Raw genomic sequence first — 25,022 nt, forward strand, 5'->3', positions numbered from 1 at the left:
CACCTCGTTGCACTCGGCGCGGTACAGCGTGCTGGAGGGCTACCGCAACCCACTCACTCCTTCGGCCGCTTGAACACGAGCGCGCTCGTCCGACTCTTGGGTCGGCCGCCGAGTCCCGTCTCCGATCCCGTGAGCGACGCCGCCAACTCCCAGTCGTCCTCGCCGAGTCGATTCAGTAGTTCCTCGGACACGCCTTCGCTGGCACCGAACAGTCCGCCACGCTCCAGACTGACGATCTTGTACTCCCACTGTGGCATACGCGAGTGGTCGAACCGGCGACGCGAGTATCTTCCGGGGAACGGGACGAATCGGAATGGAACGGGTTCAGGGTAGACGCGACGAACGAGCGACAGTCGGCCCCGGCAGATAACCGAACCTTCACAGCGACGCCGCCCTGACTGTCGTGTAATGAGTACGCAGGAGATCTCCCGGACGAAGGCGTGGGTGATGGCCGCCCGGCCGCAGACGTTGCCGGCGGCCGCCGCACCCGTCGTCGTCGGCGTCGGTCTCGCGCTGCACGACGACGTGTTCGCCTTCCTGCCGGCACTGGCGGCGTTCGTCGGCGCGGCGCTGATCCAGGTCGGCACGAACTTCGCGAACGACTACTACGACGCCGTACAGGGAGCCGACACCGAGGATCGACAGGGGTTCACCCGCGTCACCTCCTCGGGGCTCATCGAGGCGAGCGAGGTGAAGCAGGCGATGTATCTCACCTTCCTCGCGGCCATCGTCGTGGGGAGTTACTTGGTCTACGTCGGCGGCGTCCCCATCCTCGTGATCGGGCTACTGTCCGTCGCCAGCGGCATCGCCTACACCGGTGGCCCGTACCCGCTGGGCTACCACGGTCTCGGCGACCTGTTCGTCTTCGTCTTCTTCGGCGTCGTCGCCGTCGCCGGAACCTACTACGTGCAGGCCGCCTCGGTGCTCGCCGACCCGTTCCCGGTCGGCGTCCCGCCGGAGACGCTCCCGCTCGTCGCGGTCGTCGCCAGTCTCCCCGTCGCCGCGCTCTCCACGAACATCCTCGTCGTCAACAACGTCCGCGACAAGGAGGAGGACACCAAGACCGGCAAGCGCACGCTCGCGGTGCGCTTCGGATACACGTTCAGTCGCGTCCAATACGTGGGTCTGCTCGCGCTCGCCTACGCCGTCCCGCTGTACTTCTGGGTGAGCGACCAGTTCGACTGGACGGTGCTCCTCCCGTTCATGTCGCTGCCGCTCGCGGCGAAGGTCGCGAAGACGGTCGCCACCCGGACCGACGGCGAGGCGCTCAACCCCGCACTCGAACAGACCGGCCAACTGCTCGCGCTCCACGCGCTGCTGTTCGCCGTCGGGATGGGGGTCTGAATGGACGCACTCGACCTCCGGGAGTTCGCACTCGACCTCCGGACACCGCTCGGAACCGCGAAGGGCGAGATCACCGAGCGTCGCGGCCTGCTCGTCGGCGTCGAACGCGAGCGCGCCGACGGCAGCCGTGTCCGTGGCGTCGGCGAGGCTGCGCCGCTCACACCGTGGACCGAGTCCTACGACGACTGTGCCGCATCGCTCCGAGCGCTGTCCGAGGAGGAGGATAGAGACGAAGGCGGTGACGGGGACGAAGACCACACGGGCGACAGCGGCGGCCTGCTCGACGGTCTCGGCCCGGCCGCCCGCCACGGCGTCACGCTCGCGGCGACCGACGCGGCGGCACGGGCGGCCGACGTCCCGCTGGCCGAGTACCTCGCGACTCCGGCCGCAACGGACGACCCGGCCGAGATCGTCCCCGTCAACGGGACCGTCGGTGACGGGTCGGTCGAGGAGACCGTCACGGCCGCCGAAGCCGCGGTCACCGACGGCTTCGACTGTCTCAAACTGAAGGTCGGCGCGCGCGACGTCGACGCCGACCTCGACCGACTCCGCGCCGTCCGCGAGGCCGTCGGCGACGAGGTGACGCTCCGGGCCGACGCGAACGGGGCGTGGACGCGCGAGGAGGCCGACCGAGTCGTCGACGTGCTGGCGACGCTCGACTTCGCGTACGTCGAACAGCCGCTCGCGGCCGACGATCTCGCGGGCCACGCCGACCTCCGCGGCCGCGGCGTCGACGTCGCCCTCGACGAGTCGATCAACGGGGCGAGCGAGAGCGAGTGGCCCCGTCCCATCGCCGACTACGCCGACGTAATCGTCCTCAAACCGATGGCCCAGGGCGGGCCGCGGGCGACGGTCGAGCTCGCCCGACACCTCCGGTCGCAGGGCGTCACCCCCGTCGTCACTACGACCGTCGACGCCGTCGTCGCCCGTACCGCCGCGGTTCACGTCGCCGCCGCAGTGCCGGACGTCCCTGCGTGTGGGCTAGCGACGGCCGACCTGCTCGCCGACGACCTCGCGGACGACCCCTGCCCCGTCGTCGACGGCTCCGTCTCGGTTCCGCAGGGGCCCGGACTCGCGGGCGACGCGTTCGACTCGCTGCTCCGACGGGAGTGAGTCGCCACAAATTGCGCTCCCCGTCGGGTTTATCCCGACGCACCGTCCTTCTCGGCTATGGAGCGGTACGACCTTCTCTACCGACTGTACGACGAGTTCGACACCCAGACACTCCGGGAGTATCAGGACTTCGTCGACGTGTTCCCGCCGGTCGACTCGCGGGTCGCACTCGAACACTGGCAGGACGCGAGCGACGAGCTGGAAGAACGGAAAGACGAGATCCGAGAGGGGTTCGCGACGGGCGGCACCTTCGCCGAGGTAGCCGCGCGAGCCAACCGCGAACAGGCGTTCAGGGCACAGGACCTCTACTCGAAGTACGGCTGCGCGGTCAACGCGCTCGTCCTCGACGTTGACGAGACTCTCCGGTCAGCCGGGAGCACCGACAACGAGATCCCCCGAGAGACGCTGCACGTGCTCACCGAGTTCCACGAACGCGGCGTCCCCATCGTCATCTGTACCGGGCAGACGCTGGAGAACGTCAAGGGGTTCGCCATCCAGGGGCTCGGCAACGAACTGGTTCATTCCGGCGACGTGAGCATCGTCTACGAGGCCGGGACGGGCGTGTTTACGCCCGGACACGGCTCGCAGACCAAGCAGTTGCTCTACGAGGGGCTGGACGTCGAGATCCGCGACGTGTTCGACGAGATCCGCTCGCGAGTGTTATCCGACGCTTCAGACGACCTGCGACGAGGGGTTCACCTCCAGGGCAACGAGTTCAACATCACGCTCAAGCCCAACTTCGACATCGGCTCCTCGAAGGCCGAGACGGTCATCGACGAGGGACTCGTCTACCTCATCGACCTCCTCGCGGAGGCGATCGCCGACGTCGAAACCGCCAACGGCGACGTCGCCGTCGACGACGCTCGGGAGTGGGTGCGGGCGTACTACGCCGACGCCGACCCGGAGATCCGCGAGGTGCTCGAGTCGGAGGGTGAGGTCGCCGAAGCCGACGTCGCGGACGTCCCACACGAGGTCCGCGCACTGTTCGACCGCATCGACGTCGCCTACTACCACGCCGACGCGGCCGAGATCGGGTCGCTCGAACTCAACAAGGTCGCCGGCGTCGAGGCCGCACTTGACGTTCTCGACGTCGAGGACCCGTTCGTCGTGGTTATGGGCGACAGCAAGTCCGACCTGCGGGTGATGGAGTGGGCCGCCGAACACGACTACGGCATCGCCGCCGCTCCGGACCACGCCTCACGGGACGTGCTCGACCACGTGATGGACACCGACGAACTCGTCTTCGACCGCGGGAAGTCCGCCGAGATGCTCCGGACGATCTACGTGCTCAACCTGCTCGCGAAACTCGGCTGAGCGTCGAGACAACGGACGGATCTCCGCGACGCCCAAGGAGAGGGATACAACGGAGTCGTTGGACGTCTTACTCAGTCGTCGTCGCTGCTGGTCTCTATTCGGACTCGATGCCGAGGGAACAGCCCGTGCTCGGGACCACGTCTCGGGTGACGGTCGCCTCGAACCCGCCGGAGACACTCGATCGTCCGCGTGCGGAGGCCGAGTCGCTCTCCGATCTCGTCGACTTCGCGATCGACGCCAACACCGGAGTCGTCGAGTCGCCGGCCGGAGACTCCTTTTTCGTCGTCACCGACGAGTGCCTGGTCACCTACGAACCGCCGAGCGTTCCAGGCGGCGTCCGAGCGGACGAGCGTCCGGCGTCGACGGGAGACGTGACGAGCGGGTCGACGAACGGCGGATCGACGGCGGAGCAGGCCGACCCAGGCGACGACTGATCGGACCGACCCGAGCGTGAGCGTCCGACGGTCGTGATCCGAGGTAGCATACGACACGATTATCGTGTTCACGCGCGTATCCTCTACGAACGGAGAGGGAGGACAGAAGGAAGATGTTCAGTGCGAAGGTCGCAGAGTTCCCCGAGTACATCGTTCGCCGAGTCGATGACTGGCCGGATGTCCAGACGATCAACTCCGAGGACAGTGTCGAACTGCGAGTCGCGGGTTCGACGCTCGGTGTCGTCCACGAGGTCGGCGTCGTCGACCTCGCGTTCAGCCCTGCGATCCGCGATCAACTGTTGACCGAGGGACGCGCCGACCGCCACCGCACCGACCCCCGTTCGTCGTGGGTCTCCGTACGGGTCCGTACCGGCGAGGACGTCGCCGACGCCCTCTGGCTGCTTCGGTTCGCGTATCTGTGTCGGCTGAGCGAGTGTTCCGACTCCGACGAGCACGCCGCGACGTCCGCAGTCGACGTCGACGACGAGTTCGCGCGACTCGGACTGTCGACGAGTCTGTGGGCGTTGACACGGGAGCGAACGCCAGCGGCAGAGCATCCGACGCGGAGCGTCGATGTCGTCGAAAGCGAAACCGTCTGACTTCCGTCGCTACCGTTGAACGAGAGAGAACTCGAACTCCAACCGGACGCTGTCGCTCTGTATCTCGTTGCCTGCCCCGGCGGGGAGACACCACTCGACGAGCAGCTCGCGGTGCTCGCGACTCGACAGCGAGACGGTCGTCTCCGAGCCGTCGCCGACGTCCGCCGGGGCGACGTAGTCGTCCGCACTCCCGAGGAGGTACGTCCGACCCTCGTCGTCGTCGGGAACCGACACGCGGAGTTCGAGCCACTCGCCGAGTTCACCCCGGTCGGGACTGGCGTCGACGCGTCGCTCGGGGTCCGTCAAGCCGTTCTCCGCTTGGTCGACCACGCTGACCGACGCGGCCAGTCGACCGTCCAGTGATCCGGCGTTGCGAACGGAGACGACACTCTCGCCTGTCTGACCGGGGACGGCGTTCTCGACGCCGAGGATCGTCTGCCCGCTCTGCAGGCCGAGCCGAAGATCTAGCGTCCGACCGTCGCTCCCACGGTTGCCGCGGTTACCGCCGCTGTTGGCGGCCGATTGGTCGTCGGCATCGTTCGCTCCACCGTCGGTTCGAGAGTCGGTCGGCGTCGGAGTCGAGACCGGAGTCGACTCCCCGGCGGGCGTCCCCTCCGACTCGTCGTCTCCGACACTGTCGGTCCGGGGGTTGTCTGCCGTTCCCGTACCATCGGTCGACGGCGGCGACGCTACTCTCTCTGTCGACGGTCCGTCGTCCGTCGGAGCGAGAAATCCGAATCCGGCCCCGAGGAGGACGGTCGACGCGACGAGCAGCGCGAGCAGCCCCTGTTTCGTCTGTGCCAACGCGAGGAGTCTCTCTCACTCTGGCGGAGACGCCGTTCGAAGAACGCGAGTTCACCCGACTGTGGTTCGCCGCAACCGCGACCTACGGCGTCGGCGACGTCGTCACCACTATCGCCATCATCCAGTTCGGTACGCGCGTCGCGGAGGGCAACGCGTTGTTGGCGTCCGTCGTCGACGTCTACGGACAGGCGGGACTCGTCGGACTGAAGCTCGTCGCCTTCTTCGTCTGCATCGGCGTCAGCCTCCTCGGTGCGGACGACGCCGACCGACTGCTGTACTATCTCCCGCCGGTACTGTTAACGTTCGTCGGGGCGTTCTTCACCGTGTACAACCTCCGACTCTTGCTGGGGTGAGCTTCGGGCGGCAACGCCCGACTCGCCCGTCTCCAAAGTTTTACTTTGCGTCGAGTAAATTAGCGCATATGAGCCGCAACTACGCAGAGCTCCACGATCCGAACGCGGAGTATACGATGCGAGAACTCTCGTCGGAGACGATGGGCGTCGCCGCGAAGCGCAGCGGCGGTCGCGACGTCGAGATCACAGACGTTCAGACGACGATGGTCGACGGGAACTTCCCGTGGACGCTCGTCCGGATCTACACCGACGCCGGTGTCGTCGGCACCGGCGAGGCCTACTGGGGAGCCGGCGTCCCGGAGCTCATCGAGCGGATGAAGCCGTTCCTGATCGGCGAGAACCCGCTGGACATCGACCGCCTGTTCGAGCATCTCGTCCAGAAGATGTCCGGCGAGGGCTCGCTGCAGGGCGTCACCGTCACCGCCATCTCGGGTATCGAGGTCGCGCTGCACGACACCGCGGGGAAGATCCTCGACGTCCCCGCCTACCAGCTGCTCGGTGGGAAGTACCGCGACAAGGTGCGCGTCTACTGTGACTGTCACACTGCAGACGAGGCCGACCCGCAGGCCTGCGCCGACGAGGCCGAGCGCGTCGTCGACGAACTCGGTTACGACGCCCTGAAGTTCGACCTCGACGTCCCCTCGGGCCACGAGAAGGACCGCGCGAACCGCCACCTCCGAGACTCCGAGATCCGCCACAAGGCCGAGATCGTCGAGGCCGTCACCGAGCGCGTGAAGGACAAGGCCGACGTCGCCTTCGACTGCCACTGGACGTTCTCCGGCGGCAGCGCGAAGCGACTCTCCGCCGCCATCGCCGACTACGACGTCTGGTGGCTCGAGGACCCCGTCCCGCCGGAGAACCACGACGTCCAGCGCGAGGTCACCCAGTCGGTACCCACCACACCGATCGCCGCCGGTGAGAACGTCTACCGCAAACACGGTCACCGTCGTCTCCTCGAAGAGCAGGCGGTCGACATTATCGCGCCCGACATGCCGAAGGTCGGCGGGATGCGCGAGACGCGGAAGATCGCCGACATGGCCGACACTTACTACGTTCCTGTCGCCATGCACAACGTCGCCTCGCCGGTCGCGACGATGGCGAGCGCCCACGTCGGGACGGCCATCCCGAACTCGCTGGCCGTCGAGTACCACAGCTACCAGCTCGGCTGGTGGGAGGACCTGGTCGAGGAGGACGTCATCGAGGACGGTTACATCGAGGTGCCGGAGAAGCCCGGCCTCGGTGTGACCGTCGATATGGACGTCCTCGAAGAGAACATGGTCGACGGCGAGACGTTGTTTGACGAGGCGTAAGCCGACGTCAAACTTGCTGAGCTTTGCTCAGCATTGTTCGACGAACGTAACTTCCTCACGCCCGCAGCACGGAGTGCTGCGCCGTTCGACGAGGCGTAAGCCGACGTCGAACCGGCGAGTTTCTCTTCGATCCCCTCGTATCGGAGCGCAGACTTCCGCCACCTTCGATTTTTTATTTTGGCACGTCGTGGGTTGCTATCGCATGTCACAGGAGTACACCGTCGACTACGAACTCGGCGACGACGACGAGAACGTCCACCACGTCTGGGACAACAGCCTCGACCCGCTCGTGACGGTCGAACCCGGCGAGGTCGTCCGCTTCGAGTGTCGCGACGCGCTCGACGGACAGGTCGGTCCCGACTCGACGGCCGAGGACCTCGCGAACGCGAGTTTCGACCCGGTTCACCCGTTGACCGGCCCCGTCGCCGTCGAGGGTGCCGAACCGGGCGACGTCCTCGCCGTCGAGCTGCTCGACTTCGAGCACAAGGGCTGGGGCTTTACGGGATATATGCCCGGAGACATGGGTCTCGGTCTCCTCCCGGAGGACTTCGAGGAGGCCGGCCTCCACATCTGGGATCTCGACGACGACGTCGGCCACTTCGTCGACGGTATCGAGGTGCCGCTGGATATGTTCCCCGGCATCATCGGCGTCGCACCCGGCGAAGACGGCGAACACGACACCCTCCCGCCGAGAGACACCGGCGGCAACATGGACGTCAAACACATGACGAAGGAGTCGACGGTCTACCTCCCGGTCGAGACCGAGGGCGCGCTGTTCTCGACGGCCGACTGCCACGCCGCGCAGGGCGACGGCGAGGTCTGCGTCACCGGGGTCGAGGCCCCCATGTTCGTCACCGCCCGCTTCGACGTGCGGAAAGACATGGAGATCGAGCAGCCACAACTGGAGACGACGGGACCGTTCACCCCCACTGGACGGGACGAACCGATGTATGCGACGACCGGCATCGCCGACGACCTGATGGAGGCGACGAAGAAGGCCGTCCGCCACATGATCGACCACCTCGAATCCGAACGCGACCTGACCCGCGGCGAGGCGTACATCCTCTGTTCGGCGGCGGTCGACCTGAAGATCAGCGAGGTCGTCGACGCGCCCAACTGGACGGTCACCGCCTACCTGCCGGAGAGCATCTTCCCGTAGTCGGGGGCCACGTCACGCCGTCTGCTCTCCTCGTTCTCTCTCGCGTGCGACCCACTGTGCGCCTCTGTGGTCGAACCACCAGAGACCGACGGCGACGGCGACGACCCACGAGACGACCGAGACGCCGACGTGTTCCCACGGGAAGCCGACGTACCAGCCTACTGCTCGTCCGAGGAGGAGGCCACAGAAGACGAACACGCCGAGACGAAAGACCGTGCTGGAGTTGAGGTCGGGTTCGACGGCGAGCAGCGCGTACGTCACCAGAAGCGACAGCACCGCGTTCGCGAGAACCGCGTCACTGCTGTCGAGGAGTCGGGAGAGAGCGGAGATTCCCCCCCGGGGCGAGAACCATCGTGAGCACGAACCACAGGTCGAACACACGGAACGGCGTGGCGTCGCGGGAGGGAATCGTCGAATTGACTCGGTCCGACGCGAAAACGCTTCCTCACTCCTCGCGCAACCGCTCGGCGATAGACCGGCCGACGTCCCGTGGCGCTTCCTCGACGACCTCGATCTCGTCACCGACGCGTACCGCTCCCCCAGTCACGACGTCCGCACAGATGCCGCCGCGTCGGTCTTTCAGCGCCCGCATCACCCTTTCCTCGTCGGCCACCTCCTCGACGTGTGCACAGGGCGGTCGTGGACGCGTCCCTCTGAACGTCGCGTCGCCGACGCGGAACGTCGTCTCCAGCAGGTCGTAGAGGTCGACGCCGCGAGTGACGACGTTGCGGCGGTGCCGCCCGTCGGTCAGGTCGATGTCGAACTCCTCGCGGATCTCCTCGATCGCCTCGGCCGCCACGAGCGTCACCTCGCAGACGTCGAACGGCGAGTAGTAGCCCTCTCCGGTCTGGTAGCGGTCGCCAGCGAGTCCGCCCTCGACGGCCTCCACCGACTCCAACTCCTCCATCGGGGCCGACCCCTCGGGTGCGACGAAGACGGTCTCGACGCGTCCTGTCCGTGGCATAGCCTCCAATAGCAGTGGAAGCGGGAAAGGAGTTGGTACAGACGGCGTCGTGCGGTTGCTGGCCCGTCCACGGTGGGTCGGGGTATTCGCCTCGCTGTCCAATATAAAGGGGGTGGGCTAGCAGACCGGCTTCGGATCGAGTCCCATCCCACGCAGCGAGTCGGCGTAGTCGTCGTAGGCGAGTTGGATCACGTACTCGGCGACCATCTGTGCGCGGTCCCAGTCGTCGTCGGTCTCACACAGTTCGTCCAACAGCGCCAGTCCGAGGTCGATCTCCTCCTGCGTCTCCCGTTTGAGGTCGCGAAACAGGTTGGCGCGCGTCTCGTCGGCTTCGTTGACGAAGAAGCTGACAATCTGGGTGTGCGAGCGGACGCTGACCAGTCCGCGGCCGACGAGACCGGCGGCGAGGCGTTCGACCGTGTCCCCGCGGCCGCGGAGGTAGGTGTGCATCGCGCCGCCGTCGGCGGGATCGAACTCGGGGTCGTCGAGTTCGGCGACGACACGGTCGTAGTGGTCGTCCTCCTGTGCGGCGACGCGCTCGAACGCCTCGCGAGCGTCGACGTCGCGCTCGCTGTCGGCCCACTCGTGGAACGTGTTGCGCGCGGCGTTCTCGCTGTCGGCGGCGACCCTGAGCACCACCGGCGTCTCCAGTTCGGCGTCGGTCAGCGCGACGAGGAGGTTGTTCGACCCAAGTCGGGAGAGCTGTGTCGCCTTCGACTGCTCCAGCGAGTCGAGGAAACTGTCTGCGTCCATACGGGAAGAACGGTCGCGACGGATTTCAACGTTCCCGCGGGAGCGTCGGAGCGCGGGATCGCCTGCGGGACGCCGCGACCGGCCGCGACTCGGGTTTTTACTCGTCGAACGCGTAGACGTTCCATGACCGACGCTCCCGACTCCGACAGGCAGGTTCCGTCGCTGTCGCCGACGGTCCTCCGTCGACGGCTCCGAGAGGGCGACCCCCTCGCCGTGCTCGACGTCCGCGACCGCGAGGAGTTCGAGGCGTGGCACGTCGACGGCGAGCACGTCGAGGCGACGCAGATTCCCTACGCGAAGTTCATGGCCGCGAAAGTGAAGGGGACCGCCGCCGACCTCGTCGCCGACCTCGCCGAGCCGATCCTCGTCGTCTGCGGCGAGGGGAAGGCGAGCGCCTTCGTCGCCGAGACGCTGCTCGACGCGGGCGTCGAGGCGATGAACCTCGAAGAGGGGATGGATGGGTGGGCGCGCGTCTACGAGACCGTCGAACTGCCGCACGACGAGGCGACGGTCCTCCAGTACCAGCGTCCCTCCAGCGGCTGTCTCGCCTACCTCGTCGTCGGCGACGGCGAGGCGGTCGTCGTCGATCCACTTCGCGCCTTCGCCGACCGGTTCGTCGCGGACGCACGCGAGCGGGGCGCCGAACTCGTCGCCGCCGTCGACACACACGTCCACGCCGACCACGTCTCCGGCGTCCGCGACGTCGCCCGCGAGACCGGGTGTGACGTCGTGTTGCCATCGGGCTCCCGAGACCGAGGACTCGCCTTCGACGCTCGCCTCCTCGACGACGGCGAGTCCGTCGCCGTCGGCGACGTCGAACTGACCGCGTTGGCGACGCCCGGCCACACGACGGAGGCGACGTCGCTCCGCCTCGGCGACCTGCTCTTCTGCGGCGACACGGTGTTCCTCGACGGGGTCGCCCGACCGGACCTCGAAGTCGGAGAGGCGGGGGCCGAGGAGATGGCGCGGACGCTCTACCGAACGGTTCACGACCGATTCTTCGCGCTCCCCCCGACGACGCGCGTCGCTCCGGGACATTTCGGCGACGCGACGACGCCCGACGAGCACGGCGCGTACGTCGCGACGCTGGCGGACCTCCGCGAGCGACTCGCCGCGCTGTCGATGGACGAAGACGAGTTCGTCGAGTTCTCCGTCTCCCACATGCCCCCGCAACCCGCGAACTACGAGACCATCGTCGAGACGAACCTCGGTCGACATGAAGCCGACGAGGAGGAGGCGTTCGAACTCGAACTCGGTCCGAACAACTGCGCCGTCGCGGGGGCAGCGAACTGAGACGGGAGCCGTAGGCGACTGCCGCTCGTCTGAATCACGTGGGTCACACACATACTCCCGGGACACTGAAACCACCGCCCGCTGAAGCGCAGGTATGACCGACGACCCGAACGACGGCGACGAGCGCGAGGGGCACCGTCGACTCATGGAGATGGTCGACGAACCGGTGACGACAGACTCTCTCGTCGCCGATCTCCGCGGACTCGGCGTCGAGCGCGGCGAGACTCTCCTCGTTCACTCCTCGCTCTCCTCGTTGGGGTGGGTCAGCGGCGGTGCTCCCGCTGCCACCGACGCGTTGCTCGAGGCCGTCGGTGAGGAGGGGACGCTCGTGACTCCGACGCACACTCCGCAGTGTTCGGACCCGGACGAGTGGGAGAACCCACCGGTTCCCGACGGATGGGTCGAGACCCTGAGAGAGACGATGACTCCGTACCGGTCCGAGATCACGCCGACGTGGGCGATGGGTGCGATTCCGGAGTGCTTCCGTGACTACCCGGAGACGAGGCGCTCCAATCATCCGACTTACTCCTTCGCAGCGCAGGGACCGACAGCCGCCGACGTGATCGAGGACCATCCCATCGACGATTCCCTGGGTGAGAACTCCCCGCTCGGGCGGCTGTACGACCTCGACGCGCAGGTCCTCATGCTCGGCACCGGCCACGAGACGAACACCTCGCTCCACCTCGCCGAGTACCGCGCGGAGTACGCGAAAGAGTACCGGACGAAGGGCGCTCCGGCCCTCGTCGATGGCGAGCGACGCTGGCTGACGTACGAAGACCTCGAAATCGACTCGGAGGACTTCCCCGAGATCGGCGAGGCGTTCGAGGCAGCGGTAGGGCTGGTCGAAGGCGAGGTCGGCACCGCGACCGCAAAGCTGGTCGACCAGCGGTCGCTCGTCGACTTCGGTGTCGAGTGGATGGCGGAGAACCGGCAGTGAACCGCCTCGGGGGACCGTCGCTCTCGGAAACTGCAACGTAGACAGCGCGTCGAGAGCCGACGAGGCGGCCCTCTCGCGTCGCACTCAGTCGTCGGCGGCGGCGGAGTCGGCAGTGGCTTCGACGTCGTTCTCGATGCTCGGGGGGTACTTCCCGCGGTCGAGTTTCAGATCGGACTGCGGCCGGGCCATGCAGGTGAGCGCGTAGTGCTCGCGCTCCTCGTCGGTGAACCCGCGGGCGGCGGGTTGGACGACCTCGCCCTCGACGATCTCCGCGGAGCAGGCGAGACACATCCCGACGCGGCAGGAGTACTCCTGTGCGATGCCTTCCTCGATGCAGGCTTTCAGGATCGTCTGTTTGTCCGACACCTGGATGGTCTCGCCCGTGCCGACGAACTCGACGGTGTACTCGGTCATACCCCGGGCTACGGAGGACCTCGGCAAAACTCTTTATCCCTCCCGGTCACCGCCGACTGGCCTGATAATACAGCCAGGCCGCTCATACGATGTCCGGGCAAACGAACAGGTGGACACGAACCATGACCACCGACTCGACACAACAGCTCTTGATTGAAGGACTGCAGGAGATGTACTACGCCGAGAAACAGCTCGTCGACGCACTGGAGACGCTCGCCGACCAGACGAGCGACGAGACGCTGAGCGAGGGGTTCTCGGAGCACCGCGAGGAGACTCGGACGCACGTCGACCGCCTAGAGCAAGTGTTCGACGAGATCGGTGAGGAAGCCCAGACGCGCGAGGACCGCGTGGTGAAGGCGCTCATCGAGGAACACGAGGCGTTCGCCGAGGACAACGACGGCGACATCCTCGACCGATACAACGGCGCGGTCGGACAGAAGACCGAACACTACGAGATCGCCGCCTACGGCAACCTCACCTCGCTGGCCGGCAAACTCGGCCACGACGAGGCCGCCGACCTGCTGGAGGAGACGCTCCGCGAAGAGGAGGCAGCGCTCGACGAGGTCACCGAGGCCAGCGAGCAGTTCGACCAGCAAGCAGTCGGTCAGTAGACACTCAGTCCAGTTCAGTTCGACCGCACGCGTCACGGAGTCGACCCGCCGACGGTCGACTCGGGGGCTGTCCGTCGAACGACTGTTTCTCTCCGACGCCGTGCCGTCGTAGTCACGGGGCAACAAAACCCTGATACACCTACTCACCGAAGGTGTGCGCATGGCTGACTGGACCGACAGCATCGTCGGCGACCGGATGACGGTCGACCGAGAGTTCAACGACCGCGTACAGGCCTCGCAGTTCTCCGGACAGGAGTGGGGGCTCATCATGACGGCGACGGAGTTCGAGATAGAGAACGCCGAAGACGAAGAACGGGCACGGATCGTCGCCGACACCGAGAAGCTTCCGCAGATCATGCCCGAGCTCGAGAACATCCGCTCGCAGATGGGAGCGATGGGCGGTGCACCGAAGGAGCCGAGCGGCGGTGGCGGTAGCGGAGCCACCGGCAGTGGTGGACTGTTCGGGTCGATAAAGCGTGCGTTCGGACTCGGCGGCGGTGGTGGCAGCGGCGGCGACGCCGAACGACTGGAGGCAGCCGAGCGACTCACACAGGAGTACGCCGACGCGCTCCAACAGCATCTGGAGTCGAACGGGAAGTGGAACCAGGTCCGAATTGCCTACCAGGAGTGACTCGGCCGTCGAGATCCGACTGTCAGATCTCGTCGCCCGAGTGGAACAGCGTCATCTCGTTGGCCTCGTAGATGTTGATGAGTTCGTTGACGATCTCGTCGTAGTCCTCGTCGTCCTGTCGGAGGCTGTCGAGTCGTGCGACCGTCTCCTCGTCGAGGTGGATCTGGGGCATACTCCTCCTTTCGCCTGCCGTCGCCTTAACCTCACGCCAAAAAGATGAAACCCGTCCGTCCATTCGAGACCGGGGCCGTCGGACTGCGGGACAGTCCCCGCGGCCGCTCGCTCACGCCTCTTCGAGTTCCGCCTCCGGCGTCGTCAGCACCTCCTCGAGTGCGTCGAGTGCGGCCTCGGCGTCGTCTCCCTCCGCGATGAGTCGGACCTGTTCGCCGTCGCGGACGCCGAGACTGGTGATCCCGATCATGCTCCCCGCGGCGACGATGTCATCCGAGTTCGCCCGGGAAATGCGTATCTCCGAGTCGAACCGCTCGACGGTCTCGACGAAGACGTCCGCGGGGCGGGCGTGGAGACCGGCCTCCGTCGAGACCGTGACGACACGCTCCCTCATCGACTCGCCTCCGCGGTTGTGATCTGCCGTCGGCGGTGGAGACGACCGTGTGCTCGACCGATGTCGCGAATCATGTGTGTCATATACTCTCGCAACCAGGCTACGTAAGTTGTCTGGTCGACCGAGTCCCGTCTCAGACCGGGTCGACCGACGCCGCGTCGATGGCGTACTCGTCGGAGATGCACCGTGACCGACCAGGCGACACCGCCAGTCAGTTCAGTCGCGAGACGACGGCCTCGGTCACGTCCTCGGTCGACGCGTCGCCGCCGAGGTCCGCCGTCCGCGGCCCCTCTTCGAGGACGCCTTCGACCGCCGACCGGACGGCCTCGGCCTCCTCGTCGTAGCCGAGATGGTCGAGCAGCATCGCCGCCGAGAGGATCGTCGCCGACGGGTTGGCGACGCCCTCGCCCGCGATGTCGGGTGCGGTGCCGTGGACCGGTTCGAACAGACCACGTTCCGGACCGAGGTTGGCCGAGGGGAGCAGTCCGAGCCCGCCGACGAGTCCGGCGGCGAGGTCCGAGAGTACATCGCCCGCGAGGTTCGGGCAGACGACGACGTCGAACTGCGTCGGGTTCAGACAGACCTTGGTCGCGAAGGCGTCCATCAGCACCTCCTCGGTCTCGACGCCGTTCTCCTCTGCCACCGAGACGACCGCGTCGCGGAACCGACCGTCGGTCTCGCGCATCACGTTCGCCTTGTGTGCGATCTGGAACGAACTGTCGTCCACGTAGTCGCAGGCGAACTCCGCGAGTCGCTCGGAGGCGGAGGTGGTTACCACGCGCGTCAGCGTCGAGAGGTCCTCCGAGAGGCGGTCCTCGTGACCCGAGTAGACGCCCTCAGTGTTCTCCCGGAGGAAGACGAGATCCGTCTCCGGGCGGAGCGCGTCGACGCCGGGGTACGCCTTCGCAGGACGGACGTTGACGAACGAGTCGACGGCCTCTCGGAGCGGGAGGATGACGTCCGCCGCCGTCTCGCCTGCAGCCCCGAAGAGGGTCGCGTCCGCGTTCGCGACGAGGTCGTAGGTCTCCTGCGGGAGCGCCTCGCCCGTCTCCTCCTTCACGGCGTCGCCCGCGTCGGCCTCGACGTACTCGAAGTCGCCGACGGCGTCGAGTACTTTCTGGGCCGCCGGGACGACCTCCTGCCCGATGCCGTCGCCGGGGATGACGACGATCTCCTCAGTCATCGAGACTCACGTAGGGTAGTGACTCGGCTTTCTCGCGGACGGCACCCGCGTTCGACTTCATCAGTGCGGTGGTGTCCCAGACGCCGTCGACGAGCGCCCGCCGTTGGGCGTCGTCGACCGTGACGTCGACCGTCCGGTCGCCGTAGGCGACCGTCTCGGCTTCGACGTCGACGTCGATCTCGCCGTCGGGGTTCTCCTCGACCCACGCCTGCAGTTCGGTGATCGTCTCTTGGTCTGCCGTGACCGTCGGAATCCCGAGTGCGAGGCAGTTACCGGCGAAGATCTCGGCGAACGACTCGCCGACGAGCGCGTCGATCCCCCAGCGCATCAGCGCCTGCGGGGCGTGCTCCCGGGAGGAACCACAGCCGAAGTTGCCGTTGACGACCATCACGGAAGCGTCCTGGAAGTGCTCCTCGTTCATCGGGTGGTCCTTCTGCTCGTCGTCGTCGTCGAACCGCTGGTCGAAGAACGCGAACTGACCGAGCCCGTCGAAGGTGACGACCTTCATGAACCGCGCCGGGATGATCTGGTCGGTGTCGATGTCGTTGCCCCGGATGGGCACACCAGTACCGGAGACGTGAGTGACTTCGGGGATCTCGTCGGTTCCACTCACGCTAAGTTCACCTCCTTCAGGTCGCGCACGTCTGTGACGTGGCCTTCGATGGCCGCCGCGGCGACCATCCGCGGGTTCATCAAGACGGTGCGGCCGTCCTTCGATCCCTGTCGACCGACGAAGTTCCGGTTCGACGAGGACGCACAGGCCTCGTCGCCCTCCAGTTGGTCCTCGTTCATGCCGAGACACATCGAACAGCCGGCGTTGCGCCACGTGAAGCCGGCTTCCTCGAAGATGTCCTTCAGTCCTTCTTCTTCGGCCTGCTTCTGGACGCGCTGGCTGCCGGGAACGACCATCGCGCGGACGTCCTCGTCGACCTGTCGGCCCTTCACGAGACGGGCCGCACGCCGCAGGTCGGCGAGTCGGGCGTTGGTACAGGAGCCGAGGAAGGCGACGTCGACGTCGTAGCCTTCCATCGTCTCGCCGGGCGTGACGCGCATATGTTTCTGTGCACGCCGGGCGGTGTCCTGCTTGTCCTCGGGCAGGTCCTCGGGGGCCGGGATGGGCTGGGTGATGCCGACGCCCTGTCCGGGCGTGGTCCCCCAGGTGACGACCGGCTCCAACTCGTCGCCGTCGATGGTGACGACGTCGTCGTACTCGGCGTCCTCGTCCGAGCGGATGGACTCCCAGTACGGCTTGAGCTTCTCGAACTTCTCGGGGTCGTCTTCGAATTCGTCGGTCTCTGCGAGCCACTCGTAGGTGGTCTCGTCGGGGTTGATGTAGCCCGCGCGAGCGCCGCCCTCGATGGACATGTTGCAGATGCTCATGCGACCTTCCATATCGAGGTTCTCGATGGCTTCGCCGGCGTACTCGTAGACGTAGCCGACGCCGCCATCAGTTCCTAAGCGGCGGATGATCTCGAGGATGACGTCTTTCGCCTCCACGCCGTCACCGAGTTCACCGGTGACCTCGATCTTTCTGACTTTCTGCTTCTCGAAGGCGATACAGCCGGTGGCGAGCACGTCGCGGATCTGGCTCGTCCCGATACCGAACGCGAGGGCACCGAACGCCCCGTGCGTCGAGGTGTGGCTGTCGCCGCAGACGATGGTCTTGCCGGGTTGGGTGATCCCCTGCTCTGGCCCGATGACGTGGACGATTCCCTGATCTCCGGTCGTCGGGTCCGAGAAGTTGATCCCCGCCTCGCGGACGTTCTCCTCCAACTCGGCCATCATCTCTTCGGCGGCGTCGTCGCCGTAGGGGCGGGACTGGTCCGCCGTGGGAACGATGTGGTCGACCGTCGCGTGCGTGAGCTCGGGGTAGGCGACCTCCATGTCGCGCTCCCGGAGCATCCCGAACGCCTGCGGACTCGTCACCTCGTGGATGAGGTGGAGACCGACGAACAGCTGGGTCTGCCCCGTCGGCAGCTCCGTCACGGTGTGTTCGTCCCACACCTTGTCGTAGAGCGTTCCCTCACTCATCTACGTCGTCCTCCCCGGCCGATACGCCGCGGGTCCACACCTCGTTCGCACTCTCGCCGTGCGGCGGGGTGTGGTCGATGTCCTTCATCTTCGTGCTCTTTGCGGCCGTGTCGTCCGAACGTCCGCCGTCGGCGACGGCGGGGCCGCGTCGGTAGACGTAGCCGAACGTTTCGCCCGTCTCCGGGTTGGTGTGGCTCACCGCCTTCATCGGCTGTCGGTCGTTGTCGTCAGTCATCTGCTGTCACCTCGGCTTTCTCGTCCGTCTCTTCTTCCTCTTCGTCGGCCCACGCGAACAGGTTACGGAGGCGCGCGCCGACCTCCTCGATCTCGTGGTTGCGCTCGGCCTCGTGGAGCTGGTTGTACTGCGGGCGACCCGCCTGGTTCTCGACAATCCACTGGCGAGCGAAGGTGCCGTTCTGAACCTCTTCGAGCACTTCTTCCATGTTCTCGCGGGCGTGCTCGTCGACGATGCGCGGACCGCGCGTCAGCCCACCGTACTCCGCGGTGTCGGAGACGGAGTGCCACATCGCGCCGATGCCGCCCTCGTACATCAGGTCGACGATGAGCTTCATCTCGTTGAGACACTCGAAGTACGCCATCTCCTCGCTGTAGCCGGCGTCGACGAGCGTCTCGTACCCCTGTTTGATGAGTTCGGCGATGCCGCCACAGAGGACGGCCTGTTCGCCGAACAGGTCGGTCTCGGTCTCCTCGCGGAACGACGTCTCGACGACGCCCGCGCGGGTGCAACCGAGCGCCTTCGCGTATGCGAGTGCTTCGTCTTTCGCCTCGCCGGTCGTGTCCTGGTAGACGGCGAGCAGCGCGGGCGTCCCCGAGTTCTCGACGTAGTTGCGGCGGAGGATGTGCCCCGGCGTCTTCGGAGCGATCATCGTCACGTCGACGTCCTCCGGCGGCTCGATCTGGTTGTAGTGGATGTTGAACCCGTGGGCGAACTGGAGCGTGTTACCCGCTTCCAGTTCGTCCTCGATGGCCTCGAAGACGGCCGGCTGGACCGTGTCGGGGACGAGGACGCTCACGACGTCGGCCTCGGCGGCCGCGTCGTCCGGCGTCGCCACGCGGAGGCCGTCGTCTTCGGCCTGCTCCCACGAGGAGGAGTCCTCGCGGAGGCCGACGACGACGTCGACGCCGCTCTCGTGGAGGTTCTGGGCGTGGGCGTGGCCCTGACTTCCGTAGCCGAGTACGGCAACCGTCTTGTCCGTGATGTGCGCTGCGTCTGCGTCGTCGTCGTAGTAGACTTCGGTAGTGAATTCGTCAGTCATCGTAGTTGAGTGTCTGATTGTCGTCTGTCGCTGTTGCGGACTCCGCGGGCGACTCGCCCGGCGTCGTCGGTGTGTCGCCGCGGGCGAGCGCGGTCTGACCGGTTCGGGCGATCTCGATGATGCCGAACTGCCGGAACGCGTCGACCGCGTCGTCGATCTTCTGCTGGTCGCCGGTGATCTGGACCGTGATCGTTCTGGGTCCGGCGTCGAGGGTCTGTCCCTCGTACATCTGGGTGATGGCGTGGACCTTGTCCGGTTCCTCGCCTCTGACTTTCAGGAGGACGAGTTCCGCCCGGACGGCGTCGGTCCCCAGCTCGCCCACCGCGATGGCGGGTTTGAGCTTCTTCAACTGCTTCTTCGCCTGGTCGATGCCGGCGTCGGTCTCCTCGACCACAAGTGTGATACGCGCGTGGCCGTCGACCGTCGTCGGGCCGACCGTCAGGCTCTCGATGTTGAACTGCCGGCGGCTGAACAGCCCCGACACGCGCGAGAGCACGCCCGGTTCGTGTTCCACGAGCGCGGAGATGACCGCGGTTCGCGGCTGCTGTTCGGCCTCGACTTCGGGGTCGATGCGTTCCCCGTGGGCGTTCCGTCGTCCCGTAGGGTGCGGTCGGTCGTCGGGAGCGGGACCCTGCAGCCCCTGCTGTGTGTCCTGCGTCATAGCTGGTCCTCCGAGAGAGCGAACTTGCCGTTTGCACCGCCCGAGGGCACCATCGGGTAGACGTTCGCCGCCGGATCGATGTGGAAGTCGATGACCGATGGGCCGTCGTAGGCGAGCGCTTCCTCGATCGCGGGTGCGACGTCGTCGTACTCCTCGACCGCCCAGCCGCGGGCGCCGAACGCCTCGGCCAGTTTGTCGAACTCGGGACACCAGTCGTAGCCGGCGGCCATCCGCCGACCCTCGAAGAAGGCGTCCTGCCACTGCCGGACCATCCCGATGTACTCGTTGTTCAGGACGGCGACGGTGATGTCGAGGTTCTCGCGGACGGCCACGGAGAGCTCCTGGATCGTCATCAGGAACGAACCATCGCCGTCGACGCAGACGATCTCCTGATCGTCGTCGGCGGCGAGGCGAGCGCCGATGGCCGCCGGCAGTCCGTACCCCATCGTCCCGAGACCGTGCGAGGAGACCCACGTCCGTGGCTGCTCGAACCGCCAGTACTGGGCGGCCCACATCTGGTGTTGCCCGACGCCGGTGGTGACGATGGCGCGGTCGGAGGTCGCCTCGTCCAGTGCCTCGACGACGAACTGCGGTTTGAGCGGTTCGTCGTCGGGGGCGGCGTAGTCCATCGGGTACTCGTCTTTCCAGGTCTGGCACTGCGCGCGCCACTCGCGTGCGTCGGGCGCGCGGTCCAGTTCCTCGGTCAGCTGGTCGAGGACGGTGCCGGCGTCGCCGACGAGCGGGTAGTCCGCGTAGACGTTCTTGGAGATCTCCGCGGGGTCGATGTCCACGTGGACGACCTCCGCCTCGGGGGCGAAGCTGTCGACGCCGCCGGTCAGGCGGTCGTCGAATCGACAGCCGACAGCGATCAAGAGATCCGTGTGGGTGACCGCCATGTTGGCGTAGCCGGTGCCGTGCATGCCGGCCCACTCCAGACAGAGCTCGTGGTCGTCCGGCATCGTCCCGATGGCGGGCATCGTCTCGGCGACGGGGATGCCGTTGTCGATGGCGAACGCGCGGGCCGTCTCCGTCGCGTTAGCCTTGATGACGCCGCCACCGAAGAGAAGCAGCGGCTTCTCTGCCCGTTCGATGGCGCGGGCCGCCTCCTCGACGGCCTCGGAGTCGGCTTCGGTCTGGTGGGCGTGCGTCTCGGGCGTCTTCGCCGGACCGGGTTCGCGGTCCGTCTCGCCCAGCGTGGTGTCCTTCGGGAGGTCGACCAGCGTCGGCCCCGGTCGACCCGTGCCGGCGAGCGCGAACGCCTCGCCGACGGTGTCGCCGACCGTGTCGGAGTCGCTCGCGAAGTAGTTGTGTTTCGTGATCGGCATCGTGACGCCCGTCGTGTCCGTCTCCTGGAAGGCGTCCGAGCCGACCATCGCCGAGGGAACCTGTCCCGTCAGCGCGACCATCGCGTCCGAGTCCATGTTGGCGTCGGCGATGCCGGTGACGAGGTTGGTCGCGCCCGGACCGGACGTCGCGAAGCAGACGCCAGGGTCGCCCTTGACGACGCCGTAGGCGTCGGCTGCGTGGGCGGCGCCCTGTTCGTGAGCCATCGTCACGTGCTGGATCGACGAGTCGTAGAGCGCGTCGTAGACGGGCATGATGGCCCCACCCTGGACGCCGAACACCGTCTCGACGCCCACGTTCTCGAGGGCGCGGACGGCGGACTGGGCGCCGTTGGTGACTTGTCTCTCGGTCGATTCCTCTGCTGTCTCCGCGTCAGTGTCGGTCTGTGTCGCAGGTTCGGGTTCGCTCATTGGGTACCACCGTGTCGATGGCTCTGTGTTTGGTTCATTGTGCGCGTGGCTTGGTGTCTAGAGACGATGCAAACGCCGGGTCAGAAGAGGTGGTGTGAGGGGCTAGGCGGCCCCTACAATAATGAGCGACCGAACGACAGCAGCGCTGGCGGTGGCGGCGGACCCACGTGCCGTGGCTGACTGCGTCATCGTATTCGGTCGATTCGGCCGGACTGTGATAACCTTTTCGCGAGGCGCAACGGTTGCGCGAACTGTCCGGCGCGTTCGCTATCCGCTCGTCGACCGGTGAAGCGGACGGCGACCGGGACATCCTACGCCCGGACCTCCTCCGTCTGCGTGACGCCCTCTTCGCGGGCGAACCGTTTGAGCTCGGACATGGTGACGCGCTGCTTCTCGGCGCCGTAGTCCTTCACGCGGCGGGTGACCGCGCGGACCTCGTCGTCGGTCGGCTCGAAGCCGGCGTCCTCGAGTCGCTTGCGGACCGAGTGGGTGCCGGTGTGCTTGCCCAGCACGAACTCGCGGGTCGCTCCGACCATCTCCGGCGTCATGACGCCCGGCTCGAAGGTGTCGGTGTTCTCCAGCACGCCCGCGGCGTGGATGCCGCTCTCGTGGGAGAAGGCGTTGCGACCGACGACCGGTTTGTTGGCGGGGATGGGGATGTCCGAAGCCGACTCGACGAGGCGAGCCAGTTCGGTGATGCGCGTGGTGTCGACGCCAGTCTCGACGCCGTAGAGCGATTCTGCGGCCATGACGACCTCCTCGTAGGCGGCGTTGCCGGCGCGTTCGCCGATGCCGTTGACCGAGACCTGTGCCTGGTGCGCACCGGCCTCGAAGCCTGCCATCGCGTTGGCGCTGGCGAGGCCGAAGTCGTCGTGGGCGTGAACGTCGATCTGGGCGTCCGTGTGCTCGCGAACCTTCCGGACCAGCGTGGCCATCCGAGTCGGCGTGCAGACGCCGCAGGTGTCCGGGATGTTGATCCAGTCGACGCCGGCGTCGTCGACGGCTTCGACGATGTCGACGAGGAACGACTCCTCGGTCCGGGTGGCGTCCATCGGCGAGAACATCGCGTCGACGCCGGCCTCTTTGACGCGTTCGACGGAGGCGACGGCGCGTTCGACCGCCTCTTCGCGGCTCGCGTGCATCGAATCCTGCAGCTGGACGTCGCTCGTCGAGACGAAGACGTGGACGAGGTCCACACCCGAGTCGAGTGCGGCCTCCACGTCCTTGTCGACGACGCGGGCCAGCCCGCAGGTAGTCACGTCAGTCGACGCTGCGATGTCACTGACGGCTTCGAACTCCGCGTCGGAGTTGACGGGGAACCCGGCCTCGATGACGTGGGTACCCATCTCGTCCAGTACGGCGGCGATGTCACGCTTCTCCTCGTAGCTGAACGAGGTGCGTGGCGACTGCTCGCCGTCGCGGAGCGTCGTGTCGAAAATACGTACTTCCTCTATCTCAGAAGTGTGTTCCAGTGTGCCCTGGAAGAACTCGACCCGCCGGACTGGTGTCCGACGTGTCCATGTTGTCGTTGGACATTGTACTCGATGTCACGGCAGTAGCGGTATATAAGCTTGTCCCTCAGACAGTCCGCACCCCGGTGGGTATGCCAGTTGACACCACGGGTGACTCGAAGAACCGCACGACTTAATCGACTACTGTCTCTTGTGAACACCTTATATCTAATAATATCACTTGGATGCTGAGTCACCGAGAAACAATCGTTGAATAGTATATTTTCAACTCAAAATATTTGAATTAACTTCCGGTAGTCTCGCGCGCGCCGTCGACTGGACGAGCGTGGACTTCCGGGACGGTCGCGGGCGGTGACCGAACGCTTTTGCCACCCCCATACAAGGGAGACGGTATGAGCGACTTCGACCTCGACCTGCGGGGCGCAGAGGGAGAGCTCGACGAGGACGAGATACAGGGCGACGTCGTCTTGGGCGTCCTCGACGGGAGCACCGAACCCAGCGTATGGATTCAGAGCGTCGAGCAGGGGAACGTGCTCGTGCTCGCCATCGAGGGCGACCTGAACACGCTCGCCGCGGGCTTCGCGCGTGAGGTGAAAGACATGGGTGGAGAACTGATGCACTTCCGGAAGTTCCTGGTCGTCGCACCCGAGAACGTCGACATCGACACCGACCGTCTCGCGGGCGGGTCGAACTAGTCGAACCGGTCTGTCTCCGCACCGCACCGAGCACACCGCAGCACGTACGTCGTGTCGCCGTCCGTCTCGGTCTCGTACGTCCGATCAGTCACGCCGCCACAGACGGGACACTCCTCCGCGATAGTCGCCTCGTCGCTGTCTTTCGGCGCTCCGACGGCGATCACTTCGATCGACTCGTCGCCGACGGCACGAGCGCAGTTCGGGTGGTCCGGTGGGACGAAGAACGCCTCGCCCGCCTCGACGTGGTACTCTCTCTCCGGTGTCTCGACCGCGAGTTCACCGGCGACGACGTAGAACAACTCCTCTTGTTCCGGGTGGCTGTGGTATCCCCACGGGAGTCGCTCCCCAGGGTCGGCACGGAAGACGTTGAAGCCGAACGCCGCCGCGCCGACGGCTTCGTCGACCTCCCGCTTCTCGCGGGTCGGGTTGGGTGTGTTCGGCAGGTCGTCGACGGTGACCTTTCGGTAGCCGGTCATGGGGGGACCGTTCACGCGCGAGCGGGAAAACGGCTCACCTCCCGGTGAACGTGAGGAGGTGACAGTCCGGGTCTCGGACGCGGAGGCGACGGACGCCGTCGTCGCTGTCGACGACGACGGGGTCCGAAACCCACTCGTCGACCGCCTCGACGGCCACATCCGGGTCGGCGACGGCGAGTTCGAGGTCGAGGTGGACGCCCCCGCGTGCGTCCGCGAGTCCCAACTGCGGCTCCCACAGTTCGAGGTCGAACGGGCCGCGGAGTCGAACCCGCCGCCGTTCGTCGCCACGGTCGACGACGTCGAAGCCGAGTGCGAGATAGAACGCCTCCGCGCGTGCGAGTTCTTCGACCTCGAGGACGACCTCGAAGATACCGGTGAGACCGGACCCGTCGACTCCGTTCGCACCCTCGGTCCCGTTCGCGTCCGCGTTGCCGCCGTCGGCGTCGTCGATACCGCCGATCTCGACGCAGTGGTCGTCGGGATCGTCGACGTACAGCGATCGGTAGGTGCCGAACGTGTACTCCTCCGGGTCGAGATCCGCGAAGTCGGCCAGCCAGTCGTCGTACTCGTCGGCGGGCGTGGTGAACGCGAAGTGCGTGTGGAGACCGCCACGCGGGACGCCCGACGGTCGACGGAGCACGAGGCTCGTCTCTCCGACGGTGTACGTGACGGCCGTTTCCGAGACGTCGACGGGGTCGAGTCCGAGTCGGTCCTCGTAGAACGCGCGCGCTCGGTCGAGATACTTGACCTCGAGCCCGAGCCGGTCGAGCGCAGTGAGCATAGTGGGGGTACGGGGCGGCCGACGTAAAGCCCGTGTGTGGCGTCGACGTAACCGTCGGTGAGCGCCCTAGACCCGGAGGGATACACCGGGAGAC

31 protein-coding genes are annotated in these 25,022 nt (G+C 66.5%); 13 read left to right on the plus strand and 18 right to left on the minus strand.

What is annotated here, in order from left to right; translation table 11 throughout:
- Positions 1-53: 53 nt before the first annotated feature.
- Positions 54-257, minus strand: coding sequence for a DUF4177 domain-containing protein (locus BSG17_RS12290; RefSeq protein WP_089824463.1), 204 nt, complete (start codon positions 255-257; stop codon positions 54-56).
- A gap of 151 nt (positions 258-408) precedes the next feature.
- Between BSG17_RS12290 and BSG17_RS12295 the strand changes: the two genes are divergently transcribed.
- From BSG17_RS12295 to BSG17_RS12315, 5 genes are all read left to right on the plus strand, one after another.
- Positions 409-1,344: a 1,4-dihydroxy-2-naphthoate polyprenyltransferase gene (locus tag BSG17_RS12295; RefSeq protein ID WP_089824465.1), complete on the plus strand. Its 936-nt coding sequence runs from the start codon at positions 409-411 to the stop codon at positions 1,342-1,344.
- Complete coding sequence (locus tag BSG17_RS12300) at positions 1,345-2,457, plus strand: o-succinylbenzoate synthase (protein WP_089824467.1); 1,113 nt, start codon at positions 1,345-1,347, stop codon at positions 2,455-2,457.
- A gap of 57 nt (positions 2,458-2,514) precedes the next feature.
- Positions 2,515-3,771, plus strand: a complete 1,257-nt coding sequence (locus tag BSG17_RS12305; RefSeq protein ID WP_089824469.1) for an HAD family hydrolase — start codon at positions 2,515-2,517, stop codon at positions 3,769-3,771.
- A 107-nt stretch (positions 3,772-3,878) separates the two neighbouring features.
- Complete coding sequence (locus BSG17_RS12310; RefSeq protein ID WP_139246598.1) at positions 3,879-4,205, plus strand: DUF5305 family protein; 327 nt, start codon at positions 3,879-3,881, stop codon at positions 4,203-4,205.
- 113 nt (positions 4,206-4,318) lie between these two features.
- Positions 4,319-4,804 (plus strand): luciferase domain-containing protein, encoded by a 486-nt coding sequence (locus BSG17_RS12315; RefSeq protein WP_089824473.1) that lies wholly within the window; start codon positions 4,319-4,321, stop codon positions 4,802-4,804.
- Positions 4,805-4,813: 9 nt separating this feature from the next.
- Here the strand turns inward: BSG17_RS12315 and BSG17_RS25995 are convergent, their stop codons facing one another.
- Complete coding sequence (locus tag BSG17_RS25995) at positions 4,814-5,608, minus strand: hypothetical protein (RefSeq protein WP_139246599.1); 795 nt, start codon at positions 5,606-5,608, stop codon at positions 4,814-4,816.
- Between BSG17_RS25995 and BSG17_RS12325 the strand changes: the two genes are divergently transcribed.
- From BSG17_RS12325 to BSG17_RS12335, 3 genes are all read left to right on the plus strand, one after another.
- On the plus strand, positions 5,602-5,961 hold the full coding sequence (locus BSG17_RS12325; protein ID WP_089824477.1) for a DUF5658 family protein: 360 nt from the start codon (positions 5,602-5,604) through the stop codon (positions 5,959-5,961). The genes BSG17_RS25995 and BSG17_RS12325 overlap by 7 nt on opposite strands.
- A 68-nt stretch (positions 5,962-6,029) precedes the next feature.
- Positions 6,030-7,271: a mandelate racemase/muconate lactonizing enzyme family protein gene (locus tag BSG17_RS12330; protein WP_089824479.1), complete on the plus strand. Its 1,242-nt coding sequence runs from the start codon at positions 6,030-6,032 to the stop codon at positions 7,269-7,271.
- A gap of 202 nt (positions 7,272-7,473) precedes the next feature.
- Positions 7,474-8,430, plus strand: coding sequence for an acetamidase/formamidase family protein (locus tag BSG17_RS12335; protein ID WP_089824481.1), 957 nt, complete (start codon positions 7,474-7,476; stop codon positions 8,428-8,430).
- 12 nt (positions 8,431-8,442) lie between these two features.
- Here BSG17_RS12335 and BSG17_RS12340 read toward each other — a convergent pair whose 3' ends face one another.
- The 3 genes from BSG17_RS12340 to BSG17_RS12350 form a co-directional block, all read right to left on the minus strand.
- A complete protein-coding gene (locus BSG17_RS12340; protein WP_139246600.1) occupies positions 8,443-8,691 on the minus strand; it encodes a hypothetical protein in 249 nt (82 codons plus the stop codon).
- A gap of 184 nt (positions 8,692-8,875) precedes the next feature.
- Complete coding sequence (locus BSG17_RS12345) at positions 8,876-9,394, minus strand: MOSC domain-containing protein (RefSeq protein ID WP_089824485.1); 519 nt, start codon at positions 9,392-9,394, stop codon at positions 8,876-8,878.
- 117 nt (positions 9,395-9,511) lie between these two features.
- The gene (locus BSG17_RS12350) at positions 9,512-10,147 is read right to left on the minus strand and encodes a ferritin family protein (RefSeq protein ID WP_089824488.1); all 636 of its coding nucleotides are present in this window, start codon (positions 10,145-10,147) and stop codon (positions 9,512-9,514) included.
- Positions 10,148-10,309: 162 nt separating this feature from the next.
- Between BSG17_RS12350 and BSG17_RS12355 the strand changes: the two genes are divergently transcribed.
- The gene (locus BSG17_RS12355; protein ID WP_089824714.1) at positions 10,310-11,440 is read left to right on the plus strand and encodes an MBL fold metallo-hydrolase; all 1,131 of its coding nucleotides are present in this window, start codon (positions 10,310-10,312) and stop codon (positions 11,438-11,440) included.
- 94 nt (positions 11,441-11,534) lie between these two features.
- Positions 11,535-12,377 carry an AAC(3) family N-acetyltransferase gene (locus BSG17_RS12360; RefSeq protein ID WP_244531522.1) on the plus strand — a complete coding sequence of 281 codons (843 nt, stop codon included), beginning with the start codon at positions 11,535-11,537 and terminating at the stop codon, positions 12,375-12,377.
- A gap of 84 nt (positions 12,378-12,461) precedes the next feature.
- Here the strand turns inward: BSG17_RS12360 and BSG17_RS12365 are convergent, their stop codons facing one another.
- On the minus strand, positions 12,462-12,791 hold the full coding sequence (locus tag BSG17_RS12365) for a 2Fe-2S iron-sulfur cluster-binding protein (RefSeq protein WP_089824491.1): 330 nt from the start codon (positions 12,789-12,791) through the stop codon (positions 12,462-12,464).
- Positions 12,792-12,913: 122 nt separating this feature from the next.
- On the opposite strand from BSG17_RS12365, the gene BSG17_RS12370 reads away from it, so the two are divergent.
- Both BSG17_RS12370 and BSG17_RS12375 read left to right on the plus strand, forming a co-directional pair.
- Complete coding sequence (locus tag BSG17_RS12370; RefSeq protein WP_089824493.1) at positions 12,914-13,402, plus strand: YciE/YciF ferroxidase family protein; 489 nt, start codon at positions 12,914-12,916, stop codon at positions 13,400-13,402.
- A 160-nt stretch (positions 13,403-13,562) separates the two neighbouring features.
- On the plus strand, positions 13,563-14,033 hold the full coding sequence (locus BSG17_RS12375; RefSeq protein ID WP_089824495.1) for a DUF5799 family protein: 471 nt from the start codon (positions 13,563-13,565) through the stop codon (positions 14,031-14,033).
- A 22-nt stretch (positions 14,034-14,055) separates the two neighbouring features.
- Here the strand turns inward: BSG17_RS12375 and BSG17_RS27020 are convergent, their stop codons facing one another.
- From BSG17_RS27020 to BSG17_RS12420, 10 genes are all read right to left on the minus strand, one after another.
- A complete protein-coding gene (locus tag BSG17_RS27020; RefSeq protein WP_170864792.1) occupies positions 14,056-14,205 on the minus strand; it encodes a DUF7557 family protein in 150 nt (49 codons plus the stop codon).
- A 111-nt stretch (positions 14,206-14,316) separates the two neighbouring features.
- Positions 14,317-14,598 carry an HPr family phosphocarrier protein gene (locus BSG17_RS12380; RefSeq protein WP_089824497.1) on the minus strand — a complete coding sequence of 94 codons (282 nt, stop codon included), beginning with the start codon at positions 14,596-14,598 and terminating at the stop codon, positions 14,317-14,319.
- Between the two features lie 211 nt (positions 14,599-14,809).
- Entirely contained in the window at positions 14,810-15,781 is a 972-nt protein-coding gene (gene leuB, locus BSG17_RS12385; RefSeq protein ID WP_089824498.1) for a 3-isopropylmalate dehydrogenase, read from the minus strand.
- Positions 15,774-16,394 (minus strand): 3-isopropylmalate dehydratase small subunit, encoded by a 621-nt coding sequence (gene leuD, locus BSG17_RS12390; RefSeq protein WP_089824500.1) that lies wholly within the window; start codon positions 16,392-16,394, stop codon positions 15,774-15,776. The genes leuB and leuD overlap by 8 nt, the downstream gene beginning before the upstream one ends.
- Positions 16,391-17,812: a 3-isopropylmalate dehydratase large subunit gene (gene leuC, locus BSG17_RS12395; protein WP_089824502.1), complete on the minus strand. Its 1,422-nt coding sequence runs from the start codon at positions 17,810-17,812 to the stop codon at positions 16,391-16,393. Before leuC ends, leuD begins: the two co-directional genes overlap by 4 nt.
- Positions 17,805-18,047: a DUF7989 family protein gene (locus BSG17_RS12400; protein WP_089824504.1), complete on the minus strand. Its 243-nt coding sequence runs from the start codon at positions 18,045-18,047 to the stop codon at positions 17,805-17,807. The genes leuC and BSG17_RS12400 overlap by 8 nt, the downstream gene beginning before the upstream one ends.
- Complete coding sequence (gene ilvC / locus BSG17_RS12405; protein ID WP_089824506.1) at positions 18,040-19,089, minus strand: ketol-acid reductoisomerase; 1,050 nt, start codon at positions 19,087-19,089, stop codon at positions 18,040-18,042. The genes BSG17_RS12400 and ilvC overlap by 8 nt, the downstream gene beginning before the upstream one ends.
- Entirely contained in the window at positions 19,082-19,750 is a 669-nt protein-coding gene (gene ilvN, locus BSG17_RS12410) for an acetolactate synthase small subunit (protein ID WP_089824507.1), read from the minus strand. Before ilvN ends, ilvC begins: the two co-directional genes overlap by 8 nt.
- A complete protein-coding gene (gene ilvB / locus BSG17_RS12415; protein ID WP_089824509.1) occupies positions 19,747-21,504 on the minus strand; it encodes a biosynthetic-type acetolactate synthase large subunit in 1,758 nt (585 codons plus the stop codon). Before ilvB ends, ilvN begins: the two co-directional genes overlap by 4 nt.
- Positions 21,505-21,815: 311 nt before the next feature.
- Positions 21,816-22,976, minus strand: a complete 1,161-nt coding sequence (locus tag BSG17_RS12420) for a LeuA family protein (RefSeq protein WP_089824511.1) — start codon at positions 22,974-22,976, stop codon at positions 21,816-21,818.
- 392 nt (positions 22,977-23,368) lie between these two features.
- Between BSG17_RS12420 and BSG17_RS12425 the strand changes: the two genes are divergently transcribed.
- The gene (locus BSG17_RS12425; RefSeq protein WP_089824514.1) at positions 23,369-23,671 is read left to right on the plus strand and encodes a DUF5779 family protein; all 303 of its coding nucleotides are present in this window, start codon (positions 23,369-23,371) and stop codon (positions 23,669-23,671) included.
- Here the strand turns inward: BSG17_RS12425 and BSG17_RS12430 are convergent.
- Positions 23,668-24,147, minus strand: coding sequence for a cupin domain-containing protein (locus BSG17_RS12430; RefSeq protein WP_089824516.1), 480 nt, complete (start codon positions 24,145-24,147; stop codon positions 23,668-23,670). The two genes, BSG17_RS12425 and BSG17_RS12430, sit on opposite strands and share 4 nt — an antisense overlap.
- 34 nt (positions 24,148-24,181) lie before the next feature.
- Positions 24,182-24,928: a VOC family protein gene (locus BSG17_RS12435; protein ID WP_089824518.1), complete on the minus strand. Its 747-nt coding sequence runs from the start codon at positions 24,926-24,928 to the stop codon at positions 24,182-24,184.
- Positions 24,929-25,022: the final 94 nt, after the last annotated feature.

Origin of the sequence: Halogranum amylolyticum (assembly GCF_900110465.1) — an archaeon.
Classification (GTDB): domain Archaea; phylum Halobacteriota; class Halobacteria; order Halobacteriales; family Haloferacaceae; genus Halogranum; species Halogranum amylolyticum.

What these genes read in the sequence shown, in the direction of transcription:
- BSG17_RS12310 (WP_139246598.1), top strand. Translation starts at nt 3,879, where the DNA reads ATGCCGAGGGAACAGCCCGTGCTCGGGACCACGTCTCGGGTGACGGTC.
- ilvB (WP_089824509.1), bottom strand. Translation starts at nt 21,504, where the DNA reads ATGAGCGAACCCGAACCTGCGACACAGACCGACACTGACGCGGAGACA.
- BSG17_RS12425 (WP_089824514.1), top strand. Translation starts at nt 23,369, where the DNA reads ATGAGCGACTTCGACCTCGACCTGCGGGGCGCAGAGGGAGAGCTCGAC.
- BSG17_RS12435 (WP_089824518.1), bottom strand. Translation starts at nt 24,928, where the DNA reads ATGCTCACTGCGCTCGACCGGCTCGGGCTCGAGGTCAAGTATCTCGAC.
- BSG17_RS12350 (WP_089824488.1), bottom strand. Translation starts at nt 10,147, where the DNA reads ATGGACGCAGACAGTTTCCTCGACTCGCTGGAGCAGTCGAAGGCGACA.
- BSG17_RS12300 (WP_089824467.1), top strand. Translation starts at nt 1,345, where the DNA reads ATGGACGCACTCGACCTCCGGGAGTTCGCACTCGACCTCCGGACACCG.
- BSG17_RS12295 (WP_089824465.1), top strand. Translation starts at nt 409, where the DNA reads ATGAGTACGCAGGAGATCTCCCGGACGAAGGCGTGGGTGATGGCCGCC.
- BSG17_RS12365 (WP_089824491.1), bottom strand. Translation starts at nt 12,791, where the DNA reads ATGACCGAGTACACCGTCGAGTTCGTCGGCACGGGCGAGACCATCCAG.
- BSG17_RS12290 (WP_089824463.1), bottom strand. Translation starts at nt 257, where the DNA reads ATGCCACAGTGGGAGTACAAGATCGTCAGTCTGGAGCGTGGCGGACTG.
- BSG17_RS12430 (WP_089824516.1), bottom strand. Translation starts at nt 24,147, where the DNA reads ATGACCGGCTACCGAAAGGTCACCGTCGACGACCTGCCGAACACACCC.
- ilvN (WP_089824507.1), bottom strand. Translation starts at nt 19,750, where the DNA reads ATGACGCAGGACACACAGCAGGGGCTGCAGGGTCCCGCTCCCGACGAC.
- leuC (WP_089824502.1), bottom strand. Translation starts at nt 17,812, where the DNA reads ATGAGTGAGGGAACGCTCTACGACAAGGTGTGGGACGAACACACCGTG.
- leuB (WP_089824498.1), bottom strand. Translation starts at nt 15,781, where the DNA reads ATGACTGAGGAGATCGTCGTCATCCCCGGCGACGGCATCGGGCAGGAG.
- BSG17_RS12375 (WP_089824495.1), top strand. Translation starts at nt 13,563, where the DNA reads ATGGCTGACTGGACCGACAGCATCGTCGGCGACCGGATGACGGTCGAC.
- BSG17_RS12345 (WP_089824485.1), bottom strand. Translation starts at nt 9,394, where the DNA reads ATGCCACGGACAGGACGCGTCGAGACCGTCTTCGTCGCACCCGAGGGG.
- BSG17_RS12335 (WP_089824481.1), top strand. Translation starts at nt 7,474, where the DNA reads ATGTCACAGGAGTACACCGTCGACTACGAACTCGGCGACGACGACGAG.
- BSG17_RS27020 (WP_170864792.1), bottom strand. Translation starts at nt 14,205, where the DNA reads ATGCCCCAGATCCACCTCGACGAGGAGACGGTCGCACGACTCGACAGC.
- BSG17_RS12330 (WP_089824479.1), top strand. Translation starts at nt 6,030, where the DNA reads ATGAGCCGCAACTACGCAGAGCTCCACGATCCGAACGCGGAGTATACG.
- BSG17_RS12315 (WP_089824473.1), top strand. Translation starts at nt 4,319, where the DNA reads ATGTTCAGTGCGAAGGTCGCAGAGTTCCCCGAGTACATCGTTCGCCGA.
- BSG17_RS12305 (WP_089824469.1), top strand. Translation starts at nt 2,515, where the DNA reads ATGGAGCGGTACGACCTTCTCTACCGACTGTACGACGAGTTCGACACC.
- BSG17_RS12360 (WP_244531522.1), top strand. Translation starts at nt 11,535, where the DNA reads ATGACCGACGACCCGAACGACGGCGACGAGCGCGAGGGGCACCGTCGA.
- BSG17_RS12400 (WP_089824504.1), bottom strand. Translation starts at nt 18,047, where the DNA reads ATGACTGACGACAACGACCGACAGCCGATGAAGGCGGTGAGCCACACC.
- BSG17_RS12370 (WP_089824493.1), top strand. Translation starts at nt 12,914, where the DNA reads ATGACCACCGACTCGACACAACAGCTCTTGATTGAAGGACTGCAGGAG.
- ilvC (WP_089824506.1), bottom strand. Translation starts at nt 19,089, where the DNA reads ATGACTGACGAATTCACTACCGAAGTCTACTACGACGACGACGCAGAC.
- BSG17_RS12380 (WP_089824497.1), bottom strand. Translation starts at nt 14,598, where the DNA reads ATGAGGGAGCGTGTCGTCACGGTCTCGACGGAGGCCGGTCTCCACGCC.